An 11073-nucleotide genomic window follows, 5' to 3' on the forward strand; every position below is an offset into this window, starting at 1 on the left:
CAATGTCACCATTCTGCTGGATGCCAGCGGAAGCATGGCCGGCACCGTGGATGGCGGAGTGAAAATGGATCTGGCTAAGGCTGCTATCAAACGCTTTGCCAGCTCCCTGCCCAGCCATGCCCAGGTCTCCTTAAGGGTCTACGGACATCAAGGGAGCAACCAGGAAAAAGACAAGGCCAAGTCCTGTGCCAGTACCGAGGAAGTTTATCCGCGTTCCGCCTACTCCGAAAAAAAGTTCAACCAAGCTTTAGACCAGTTTAAACCCACTGGCTGGACCCCCATCGCCAAGGGAATGGAGGAAGCGTATCAGGATCTAAAAGGTGCTGACAAAGCGGAAAACCTGATCTATGTGGTTAGCGACGGGATTGAAACCTGTGGCGGCAACCCCGAAAAGATGGCCAAGAAATTGAACCAGTCCAACATTCAGGCTATGGTCAATATCATCGGATTTGATGTGGATAATGAGGGACAGCAGTCCTTGAAGAATGTAGCCGAAGCTGGTGGTGGCAAATATGAGACCGTCCAGTCCGAAGAGGAGTTAAGGGATTACTTTGATGATCTGCAGACCGAGATGTGGCTAGAATGGGCGGATTGGGGGACATTTAGTTGGTTGGGGATAAATAAAAAGCAATATACAAGATTGGGTGAATTAAGAAATATTATTTACAATCGATTTGGGAAGAAAATAAACAACGAAGAAGAACGTATGTACAATGTTTGTGATTATATGAGGGAAGAGCTAAGCATCGAATCAGGTAAGGTGGACGATCTAAGTGATCGAATCGGTGAGCGAAATGATAAGTTGGAAACATATAAAAAAGAGCGCTATGAATCACTAAAAGACTCTTTGATGTCGAACGCATTGGAAATGAAAGATAAAATTGAGGAAATGAAAGATAAAAAATTAAATCAATATGATTAAGAAAGAATAGAGAAGGTGAAGGGATGAACAATCATCTTCAGCGGCGCATCGCGGTCCTTGCCCTTATCGTGATCGCGGTGTCGCTTTTTTTACCATTTGTCCCCGTGGCCCATGCGGAATGGACAGTAGATACACCCAACAGTGCAGACACGCCTACGAGTGCGGATACTCCCAAGGATGCGGATACGCCAAAGGAAATTAAGGGTGAAGAGCAGGGTGATAAAAAAGAAGACGAACCGGGTTCGGGATGGCAAGATCATCCGGCATACAAAATACTAAAATGGACCATCCACGACTTAAATGTTGGGGTGGTTAAACTGGCTGATGAGTGGGAACGAGAAAGAATAACCCTTGAGGCAGGCCCGCATCATGCGCCCAGTGGAAAAACAATGGCCCTTCAGGGAGGTAAATTGGCTCAAGGTCTGTTAAGAAACGGGTTAGCTATTGGAGCAAAAGATGGAACAGCGGAAAAAATTGCTTTGGACGCATGGCAATTGGGCGAACATGTATACGATACGAAATCTTATATTAAATATGGGGAGCTAGGGAAAACCTTTCGGGATGTTGTAGGAACTAGTGGTGGATTTGCGGGTCAATCAGCAAGAATTTTTCCTGAAGCAATGAAATTTAGCCCTTTAACCAAATCGTTAGGTTATGTTGGTATAGGGGTAGCTACTGCTGAACTCGGACAAAACTTATACAATTGGGCTGCGACAGGGGATTCACAACATGGTTGGAAAGCTTTGGGTAGCGTTGGTGACGGTTTACTAGCTGCAGCACCATTAGCAGCAGCTGCTTGTCCACCGGCTGCAGCGGGAATGGCAGTAGCGGGTGCAGTTTGTTGGGGAGTCAGTGCCTGGAAGCAAAATGGAGGATGGAAGGGGATAAAAAAAGCTGGCGAAAAAGTTATTGACAAGGTTACGGGTTGGTTTAGTTAAAAGGAGAGGTATAATGCCAAAAATAGAGTTGCCTGAGGTCGTAAAAAAACAGGTGGAGTTATATAGAAAAGGAAAAGAGAAATTTGATGTTTTTGGGTGCTTGATTGAATATGAAGGTAATCGGTTTTATTTTATTGCGTATATGCCAACCGGGTATAATTTGATAGTACGTGAAGACGGATTTGTTCCGCCTGTAACAAGTATTGACCCGATCATTCGTATAGGAATCTATACGGATACAGCAAGCAGAAATATACAAACTACATGTAAAAAAATATACCATCACCCAGGTTATCGTTGGATGAGGAAGGTAAAGCGTATCTTAAGCGATTTAGAAAACTACATCGATTTTGATTGCAACCCTTCGGAAGAGATAAATGAATCATATCGGATGTTTTATAATACAGCCGATGTCTATTTAAATAAATATCAAGAAATAAAAGAAGCGATGCATCTCGCACTTAAATACAATAATCAAGCTTTTGACTATCAACAAGTCGATTCTAGTCTCTGTGAGAAGATAATTTTTTATAAGGATAAAATCGTTGAATGTGCTTTTGAACAAAATCGTATCCAGGTAGACACTTATGAGGATCGTAAAAAGGTATTGGCTTATCTCGGCTCCAAAATACCCTTCTGGAAAATAGGAGATAGGGTGAAATACTATCTATTAAAATGGCAACATAAAAAAATGCACAGATTTGATAAGTTAAATGAATCGGAAAAGGAGATGCATATAAAAGGAGTCAGCAAAGTAAAAGAAAAAGAAAAACAGGAGGCTGAAAAGATATATCAAACCGAAATTATGGGTAAGATGAGAAATCCTGTGGATGAGGAGAAGACTACGGAATGAATCACTTCAAGCAAGCCACCTTGTTTTATAAGGAACATTTTAAAAAAATACTACTTGTGAGTCTGGCGGTTGTATTTCCCATTCAGTTCATCCATTTTGTTTTGGTCAATACCATCGATAATGTCTATTCCGCATGGTTGTTACCCCCTTTCTTTAGTACGTTGATGACTGGCTTTTTTGCGTTAATCGCGGCTTCAATGGTTCAGCTCCCTTTTATCAAGGTGGTGGTAGATTATGAGGAGGAGGGGGCCGTAAATGTAAGGGCGGCTTTGGGGACTACGGCCTATTATCTGTTTTGTATTTATGTAATGGGGATTCTATATGCAACGGGTGTCGTAATCGGGTCGCTGTTGTTTTTAATCCCTGGTGTCCTTGTGTTTGTTTTTCTTTACGCATTTCCTTATGCAGCTGTAATGGAAGACCGAAAGTGGTTTAAAGGGATAAAAAGGGCGATCTCCTTTGGGAAAAAGCATTTTTTCGTTCTGTTGGCTTGGTTGTTTATCTTTTTATGCATTGAGTTTATGATCCAGTTTATCGCTCTATTTGGATTGATACAGATTACCACCTTGGCTTGGCCTGCCATGTTACTGCACATGCTGTTGAACATGATGTTTGTTCCTTGGTTCACGTTTATTATTTCCTATTACTACTTGGATTGGATCGGTGGGTTAGAGGAACGGGAAGATTGGTATATCAACAATTATTCTATCAGGTAAAACCTGTTCTCGGGAAAAGAGTGCAGGGGGAGATAAAATGCATAATTTGGTGGAACTTACCCGTAAAAGGCGTGGCAACGTGACGATGATGTGGGTTGCGGGTTTGCCGGTATTTGCGATTGTGTTGATGTTTCTTGCGTCTTTGGTGATTGTATGGATGGCCCATTCCAACTCGCAGGTGGCGGCTGATGCGGGGAGTGTAGCGGCCACTAAAAAGTTGGATGAATGGTTTCAATACGAACTGGCCTTAAAGGTTCAGGAAAAAGACAACATTGGCAACGAAAATGACCAAAAGCAGGATCAGCCTAGTGTGGAAGATCCTTTTGCCGGAGTTTGGATCAATGAGGTCGCCCGGGAGAAGTTTGTACAGTGGGTGGTATCCAAGCACGAAGAGGAATTAACGGAAACCGTTCGTGATTATGTGGTGCGAAACGGTGGGAATGAGCATGGAGTGATTGTCTTTCCCGTCAATGGGCGGGTGATGGTACAAGCCCGGACCGACTTTCGTCCGATGATGTTTCAGGAGGAATTTAAAAACACCTACATCAAAGGAAATGGAACCGGGCCGACCCGCTATTATCTGAAATGGTTACCGGAGAAGGCGATTCAGATAGAGTATTGATTTTAGAGGTCATTTTGTCGGAGCGTGATGTCATGGCAAAGAACATATGCGGTTGGAGCCGAATGAGTCGAAAAGGTTCTGCAACCGTGGAGTTTATTTCTGTTCTTCCCTTGGTGATTCTCATGTGTCTGGTTGTCTGGCAGTTTGTAGTGGCGGGGATGGCGATTCTCGAGACGGAAACGCTGCTGAGCAACTGGTCACGATTGGCGGCATCATCAGGTGAGTTGGAAGAGATGGAAAAAAAGGGCCGGGAGGATTTTGAACCTACCGGTTACTATCGGCTGAAATCCTTTGAGCTGAAAGAAAAGAATGATCAGATCATAGTGGAGGCAAAAACAGAAATTGACCTCCTCTTTCTTCCATCTACCTCAGTTACGTACAGTGGATTGCAAAAAACACCTCTGATCCGGTGATACAGCGGTTCCAACTCTGCGAATCGGAGGGCTCGCGGTGAAAAAGTGGATAACTATGATACGGAAATTTAGTCATAGGCGCCGAAAAGGTGCTTCCACCATTGAATTTGTCATTATTCTTCCTCTGTTTTTTGTTCTATGCATGGTGGTATGGCAGTTTGTCATTACGGGGATGGCGGTGATGGATACTCAGGCCGCTCTGCGTGATGCAGTGAAGGTGGCCGCAACAACTGGGAATGTGGAAAAAGCGGAGAAACTGGGGAAGGAATCTTTCGGCGATTCCACCCAGTATGTCCTGGATGATTTTGAGGTGGAGATCAAAGACGGCGAGGCCTTTGCCAAAGCAAAAACTCAGGTACCCATTCTGTTTATGACCACGGAACCCTATACCTACGAAAATTCATCCAAGGCTCCTGTATTGGAGTTTGCTCAAGGTCATACCGGCCCCATGAGCGGGGGGAAGTTTGCTCGTCCTGTCAATCTCGCCTACGGTTGCGATATCCATTGTTATGATGGGCACACTGGTCAGGATTTCCCCGGAGATATTGGAACGGATGTGTATGCGGCGGAAGATGGATACGTAGAAAAAGTGGTTCATTTAGGTGATGACAGTTATGGAACTTATATTGTTATCGATCACGGCGGCGGGATTAAAACCTTATACGCTCACATGTATCCTTGGCAGCCGACTGTTTTTACCGGTGAGCGGGTAAAAAGAGGCCAAAAGATCGGCGGTGTCGGCAATAACGGAAATTCCAGCGGCCCTCATCTTCATTTCGAGGTCAAGGTAAATGGAAGCCCGGTCGATCCCAGACCGTACATCGAATAAAGCCAAAAAGTCAGTATCCCGAAAGATACTGGCTTTTTCCATCACCGTGAATAAAGGAGGGTGGCTGAACTTGATGAACGCAAACAAGTGGCTCTTATTTCTATTGCTGATCGGCGCTTTACTGATATCAGGTTGCAGTTCGGAAGAATCTCAACAAGACCGGGATCAACAACCCAACCCGAAAACACCGGATGTGGGTCTTCATTTTACGCTGGATCGTCCAACGGTGGAAGGGTTGAAAAAAGGAGAGATCCGTGGAGTTTCTGTTCAATTAGGGGATACGGAAAAAAAGGTTCATCAGAAATTAGGGGAACCCCAGGAGCAAAAAGATCAGAGAGGATCCCTGGAGTTGAAGTATGAAGGGGGTAGGCTCCAATTTATCAAGATGAAAGACACTTCCCAATTAAATTCTATGGTATTCCCTATCTCAAAAAAACGGAACGAAATCATCCAACTACTCGGTCGACCAGAGCAGGAAAGAACCCTTAACAAACAACCGGAAATGTCTTTCGCGGTAGGGCCCTATCAATTGCTTTTTTTAACTGACAAAAAATCAAAAGAAGGCCCCTACAATGAGGTGTTAATTATTAAAGAGTAAGGGGTCTTACAAGAGTTCTTATTTTTGGGTCCTGAGTGGACCATGCGAACTTTGACAATTACATAAATAGATAGAGGTGGTTAAATTTGAGTGCACGTCTCCGGCGGAAATTTGCAATAGCCGGGCTTGTGGTAATTGCTTTGATGCTGGTTGCACCATATACATCGGTGGCTTATGCAGATTGGATAGTGGACACGCCGACGGAAGCTGATACACCGACGGAGGCTGATACGCCAACGAAAGCTGACACACCGACGGAGATGGAAACCCCCACCCAAAGTCAAACGCCCAAGGATACTAAAGACGATAATCAATCAAAAGAAGAAGATTCATGGAGTTTCAGTTGGTTCAAGGCAAATAAACTAGCTTATGATTTATCAAAAAACCTTGGGAATTGGAGTGTTGATAACAAAAAAATAATTGATGGTTACAATAAGGCCCTTAGAGACAAATTAGAAGGGAAACTACCCCCGAGAAATTACAGAGACCCGTCGGCTTTACAGGATACCTTCAACCGAATGGATCGGAAGTACGCCTGGGATACATCCAAAACGGCACTACGAGACGGTTTAGGAATGTTTTTACCTAACGGTTCTCCCGTCCAGGCTGCTTTTGATATGTGGTCGGGTTATGACAAATTGAATGAAGCTAGGGACTATTATAGAGATTTCAAGAATATCCGACAAACTGGTAAGATGGCCAAAGAAGGAGCTGAATTGGCCCAAGAAGCAGCAAATGCGGCTACTAAAACAGGGATGGGTAGCAAAATCCTTTCCAAAGCAAATCCTGCGCTAGCCGTCGGCGCCACGGGTTTTGCTACATATGAAGCCATTGATAATTTCGCAAAGGGTAAAGGGTGGGAAGGAACTGCAAGTGTCGGTGATGCGTTGTTAAGTTTTGCCCCCGTGGTTGCCGGAGCCTGTCCCCCGGCAGCGGCTGCTATGGCAGGAGTTGGTGCTGGATTATTTCTATTAGGAAAAGGTATGGAACACAAAGAAACCTTGAAAAAGATGTTTACGGACCCAGCTGGATCAGCCAAGAAAGCGTGGGATAGCACAAAGAAAGCGGTTTCCAACGCGAAGGATACAGCCAAAAAAGCGTGGGACAAAGTGACGGGGTGGTTTTAATACTAAAGACTGAAAAACCCTTAAAGGAGAGATTAGTTGTGTCTGCAAAGGAGTTTATTCCACAAAATATTGTTAACACTATTAAACTTAAGAGGTGCTCTGACTCCGATGATTATAGTATTCTCCCCTTGCTCATTGAGTTGAATGATGTTGCATATTATTACGTACATTATAAAAAGTCCGATCGCTATTTAATTATTAGGCGTGACGGCAAAATTCCGAATCTAGAGGAAGCTAAGCCGGTGATTAAAATGGCTGCATTTTTTGTTGCGGTTAGTCATGCGTTTGAAAATCATGGGAAAGATTGGGCGGAATCAAACACTGTTAAGGTCTATTCACGTGTACTATCTTTATTGAATAAACTTGAATCCAGTTTAGCTAAGAGTGAATCACATCAACTTAATAATCTTTTGCATTCGTTGAAAAAAATGGCCAAAACAGTCATTGAACAACAAAGAGAACTTCAAAATGTAGTTGAGAGAGGGACTAATCACATAAATGCTGCGGTAAATAAAAAAGTAACCACTCAAGACAGAGTGTTACTTGAAGAATTACAAACACAGCTGTTGAAATGTGTCTATGAACAGAACAACGTGCAATTAGAAACCTATGAAACAAGGAAAAAAGCTCTAAAGCTAATCCGAAAAGAACTCTCCTTTTATAAAATTAGATCCTGGTTGGCCTACTTGGAGCTAAAAACCCACTACCAACGAATGCTTTCACGAGATAAGCTTTCCTATGAAGAACTAAGGGATAAGGAAATTGTCAAAAAGAGAATTTCCGGAAAATCTGATCCTGATGATGAAAGAGTAATAAAAAGCATTATTTCCAAAACCATCAATCCGAAGTGATAAGAGGGGATCTTGGATGCAACCATTGAGAGATGCATGGAGCTTATATAAGGCATGGTTTCTTAAAATTGTTCTCGTATCGATGATAGTCACCATTCCAATCCAAATCCTTACGTTATATATAGCCAACTACTTTGTTCGATATTTTGAAGTGGTGAACCTCACTCCGATTGGATTTGTATTTGGCACCCTGATCAATCTCGTAATGATTTCCTTGATTCAAATTCCATTTATTCAAATGGTTCTTCAGGAAAAAACATCCCAAACAATAACTGTCAAAGGTCCCATTGGAACTTTTATGGAGAATGGATGGAATGTCTATCTTTTGAGTTTGGTGTATGTATTTATGATTGGACTTGGAACGTTACTGTTTATTGTTCCGGGGATGGTCGTTTCCATCTTGTTTTTTAGTTTTCCTTATGTCGTTGTCATCGAGAAAGAGAAAGGTTGGTTCGGGCTGAAGCGTGCTTTTCAGATGGGTCGGGATCACTTTTTCGCTATCGCCGGAATTCTCTTGGTGTTTGGTGTCGTGCAGGGACTTTTGGAAATGGGAATTCTGTTTGGTAGTTTGCTGTTGACCAATTCTTTTTTCTTGGTGGCTTTGGTTCAAATGTTTGTTAGCAGTCTCATTTACCCCTTGTTTATCTTTACCTTTAGTAACTACTTTTTAGAATGGTCGGGTCTCATGTTTGACTATGAGGATGTATATCATTCCTCCTTTTAAAAGGGTGTAGATAACCGAGAAGCCGATTTTGATATAAGTTAGAGGCGATTTATAACTGAGATCGATTTTGGGATATTTCGTTAGGATTTGAAGCCTCGATGATCAGTCGGGGCTTCTTATCGATTTGGTGGAATCAAAAATTTAAGGGTAGGATAATAGACGAATAACTTAATTTAGCTACATTGGAGGACGCTAAGAAATTGTTGTGGCTAATAGTACGAGCTTGTATAAAAATCATAATCTTATTGGTGGGCTTTACGGTATGGCGGTATCTAGTCATTGCCTATTGGGAGATACAGAAGTGGTGGCTAAGTGGAGAAGATGTATTGGTAGTGAGCACAACTCGACTCGGTGAGGTGTTGTTTTTTATCATGAGTTTTTTATGGGTTATGCTGGCTTATTCGACAATTCGGCATTTATGGGAGAAAAATCGACCGAAGTTGGAATCTTTAAAACGAAAACATCTCATTTTTCAACCCATTTTTCTGATTGTAACAGCTCTATCACTAAACAGTTACCTGGTTGTGACTCATGATGAGATCATCCGTTCTGGTTTTTTTCAGTTGGGTTCGGATCATAAGCCCTTTGATCAAGTAGAAAGAGTGACATTGGATTTTCAATACAATAATAGAGGAGACGATTTAACCTATTACAATCTCCATTATCAAGATGGGAGCACTGAAGAAATTTGGTACCATGCTATAACGGACGATCATGAATTATTGAAGGTGGACCGGTTGATCAGACAACATCAAATTCCGAAGAAAGTGTTGAATGCCCCAGCGAACCTTGAGGAAAACCCAAGTGTTTTACAGGAGATATATTCGCAGTAAGGGATAAAAAAGAAATTACATGATATCTGGTATAAGACTATAACTAGATGTTAAGGGGGACTTATCTTGAAAATACACCATTCCAAAGCATTCATTTCATTGTTTATGGTCTGTTCGTTCGTGTTGCTAGCTGCTTGCAGTAGCCAAGAATCTTCTTCCGAATCTCAAGCGAATACAGACAACAAAGAGGATGTACCCCAGGCTGCCAAAGACATTGAAGGAATACTAAAAGAAGGGCCGGGTAAGTTTGCGGGAGAGAAATATAACGAAGAAAAGATAAAAAAGCTATTGGATGAATGGCCAAAAGATATATCTGCTGAAGAAGCATATAGTCGAATGGTTCAATTAGTGGCAGAGGATTACCAGCCGCATGTGAAAACATATGATTCCATCGATCCAAACATTCAGTTATCTCGAAAGAAGCCAGGAGAGAGGGATACACCTGAAGGAAAACAGGCAAAAGAGTTAAATGTATCCATATAAGTTGATTCTAGCGGGAGTATGGCAGGACGCGTCGATGGTGGAGTCAAAATGGACTTAGCCAAGGAAGCAGTTAAAGATTTTGCTTCCCAGCTACCCGAAGGAACAAATATAAATTTGCTGGTCTATGGTCACAAGGGGAGTAACAGCGAAAGTGATAAAAAAATCTCTTGTGCCAGTAAAGAAGTTGTTTATCCTATGGGAAAGTATGATTCATCAACATTTCAGGATGCTCTCAACAAGTTCCAGCCGACGGGTTGGACTCCTTTGGCAGCTTCGATTGAATTAGCCAAAGACCATTTAGAAAAAGCAGCGGGAGACGGTCAATCTAAAAACCTCGTTTACATTGTTAGTGATGGTATCGAGACATGTGATGGGGATCCGGTAAAAGAGGCCAAAGAATTGAATCAGTCCGATGTGAGTGCTGTAGTCAATATTATTGGTTTTGATGTTGATAATGCCGGACAGCAAGCGTTGAAAAAAGCTGCCCAAGCCGGTGGTGGATCTTATAAAACAGTTGATTCTGCGAATGACCTGAAATACCAACTGAGAAAAGAAAGGTTAAAACTCCAAGAAGAATGGCAGCAATGGCTTTTGGATAGTCATGATGACAATCAAGAGCAATTGCATGATAAACATGACAAGGTGATGGATAACTTCTTTACTATGGACGACTTGTATGATCAAGAACAGGATCGTGTGGAAGATTTAGAGTCATACCTTGAAGGTAAGATAGACGCCCAGAGTGAATTGGATAAACTAACGGATGAGAGGTTTAAGAAGTTGAAGGATTATAACGTCAAACGAAAAGATAGTATTAAGGAAACTTTGTCAGATTCTTTTCATGAGAACAAGGATCATATTAACGAGAGCCTTTTGCAAAATGGCTTTCTGGTTCAATAAACCAGAATAACACTCAGGGAAACCAGTCTTTCACTTTCGCAAACTACTAAAGTGATATGGGCATACGGGCAGAATTTTGGAGATTCTCTTTTTAAGCTACTTCTTTGGAAGCCTGGGTTTTCTTAACAGCCAGCGCGGTCGCTAATAAAACGATGGCATTCAGGTACACGTGGGTGGTTCCCTTCGAAATCCCGCAAACATGAAGATCGTTCGTCGTGAGGTTTTCTTTTAATCGACCGTTACATCGTTCCACGCTCGTCCGTT

The 11073-nt window shown here is 42.3% G+C and carries 13 protein-coding genes and 2 pseudogenes; 14 read left to right on the plus strand and 1 reads right to left on the minus strand.

Annotated elements, in window-relative coordinates:
• The 14 genes and pseudogenes from BLP91_RS16175 to BLP91_RS16240 all read left to right on the plus strand — a co-directional run.
• The coding region (locus BLP91_RS16175) for a VWA domain-containing protein (RefSeq protein ID WP_143003593.1) at nt 1–922 on the plus strand (922 nt) is incomplete at its 5' end.
• Between the two features lie 23 nt (nt 923–945).
• On the plus strand, nt 946–1860 hold the full coding sequence (locus BLP91_RS16180) for a hypothetical protein (RefSeq protein WP_091573150.1): 915 nt from the start codon (nt 946–948) through the stop codon (nt 1858–1860).
• 13 nt (nt 1861–1873) lie between these two features.
• The gene (locus BLP91_RS16185) at nt 1874–2713 is read left to right on the plus strand and encodes a hypothetical protein (RefSeq protein WP_091573151.1); all 840 of its coding nucleotides are present in this window, start codon (nt 1874–1876) and stop codon (nt 2711–2713) included.
• Nucleotides 2710–3429 (plus strand): hypothetical protein, encoded by a 720-nt coding sequence (locus BLP91_RS16190; protein WP_091573152.1) that lies wholly within the window; start codon nt 2710–2712, stop codon nt 3427–3429. Before BLP91_RS16185 ends, BLP91_RS16190 begins: the two co-directional genes overlap by 4 nt.
• A gap of 37 nt (nt 3430–3466) precedes the next feature.
• On the plus strand, nt 3467–4051 hold the full coding sequence (locus tag BLP91_RS16195) for a TadE/TadG family type IV pilus assembly protein (RefSeq protein ID WP_091573153.1): 585 nt from the start codon (nt 3467–3469) through the stop codon (nt 4049–4051).
• Nucleotides 4052–4083: 32 nt separating this feature from the next.
• Entirely contained in the window at nt 4084–4464 is a 381-nt protein-coding gene (locus BLP91_RS16200; protein WP_143003594.1) for a TadE family protein, read from the plus strand.
• Between the two features lie 37 nt (nt 4465–4501).
• The gene (locus BLP91_RS16205; RefSeq protein WP_091573155.1) at nt 4502–5293 is read left to right on the plus strand and encodes a peptidoglycan DD-metalloendopeptidase family protein; all 792 of its coding nucleotides are present in this window, start codon (nt 4502–4504) and stop codon (nt 5291–5293) included.
• A 73-nt stretch (nt 5294–5366) separates the two neighbouring features.
• A complete protein-coding gene (locus BLP91_RS16210; RefSeq protein WP_176758063.1) occupies nt 5367–5891 on the plus strand; it encodes a DUF4309 domain-containing protein in 525 nt (174 codons plus the stop codon).
• 86 nt (nt 5892–5977) lie between these two features.
• Nucleotides 5978–7018: a hypothetical protein gene (locus tag BLP91_RS16215; protein ID WP_091573157.1), complete on the plus strand. Its 1041-nt coding sequence runs from the start codon at nt 5978–5980 to the stop codon at nt 7016–7018.
• Nucleotides 7019–7056: 38 nt separating this feature from the next.
• The gene (locus tag BLP91_RS16220) at nt 7057–7869 is read left to right on the plus strand and encodes a hypothetical protein (protein ID WP_091573158.1); all 813 of its coding nucleotides are present in this window, start codon (nt 7057–7059) and stop codon (nt 7867–7869) included.
• A gap of 16 nt (nt 7870–7885) precedes the next feature.
• A complete protein-coding gene (locus tag BLP91_RS16225) occupies nt 7886–8593 on the plus strand; it encodes a hypothetical protein (protein ID WP_091573159.1) in 708 nt (235 codons plus the stop codon).
• A 203-nt stretch (nt 8594–8796) separates the two neighbouring features.
• Nucleotides 8797–9426, plus strand: coding sequence for a hypothetical protein (locus BLP91_RS16230; RefSeq protein ID WP_143003596.1), 630 nt, complete (start codon nt 8797–8799; stop codon nt 9424–9426).
• Nucleotides 9427–9492: 66 nt separating this feature from the next.
• Nucleotides 9493–9909: a hypothetical protein gene (locus BLP91_RS16235; protein ID WP_091573161.1), complete on the plus strand. Its 417-nt coding sequence runs from the start codon at nt 9493–9495 to the stop codon at nt 9907–9909.
• 12 nt (nt 9910–9921) lie between these two features.
• Nucleotides 9922–10809 (plus strand): annotated as a pseudogene (locus tag BLP91_RS16240) (VWA domain-containing protein); the annotation flags it as partial.
• A 91-nt stretch (nt 10810–10900) separates the two neighbouring features.
• Here the strand turns inward: BLP91_RS16240 and BLP91_RS17595 are convergent.
• Nucleotides 10901–11073: pseudogene (locus tag BLP91_RS17595) on the minus strand (transposase); the annotation flags it as partial.

The sequence above is a fragment of the Melghirimyces thermohalophilus genome, from assembly GCF_900102685.1.
Taxonomy (GTDB): domain Bacteria; phylum Bacillota; class Bacilli; order Thermoactinomycetales; family DSM-45169; genus Melghirimyces; species Melghirimyces thermohalophilus.

What these genes read in the sequence shown, in the direction of transcription:
- BLP91_RS16225 (WP_091573159.1), top strand. Translation starts at nt 7,886, where the DNA reads ATGCAACCATTGAGAGATGCATGGAGCTTATATAAGGCATGGTTTCTT.
- BLP91_RS16185 (WP_091573151.1), top strand. Translation starts at nt 1,874, where the DNA reads ATGCCAAAAATAGAGTTGCCTGAGGTCGTAAAAAAACAGGTGGAGTTA.
- BLP91_RS16190 (WP_091573152.1), top strand. Translation starts at nt 2,710, where the DNA reads ATGAATCACTTCAAGCAAGCCACCTTGTTTTATAAGGAACATTTTAAA.
- BLP91_RS16200 (WP_143003594.1), top strand. Translation starts at nt 4,084, where the DNA reads ATGGCAAAGAACATATGCGGTTGGAGCCGAATGAGTCGAAAAGGTTCT.
- BLP91_RS16195 (WP_091573153.1), top strand. Translation starts at nt 3,467, where the DNA reads ATGCATAATTTGGTGGAACTTACCCGTAAAAGGCGTGGCAACGTGACG.
- BLP91_RS16210 (WP_176758063.1), top strand. Translation starts at nt 5,367, where the DNA reads ATGAACGCAAACAAGTGGCTCTTATTTCTATTGCTGATCGGCGCTTTA.
- BLP91_RS16180 (WP_091573150.1), top strand. Translation starts at nt 946, where the DNA reads ATGAACAATCATCTTCAGCGGCGCATCGCGGTCCTTGCCCTTATCGTG.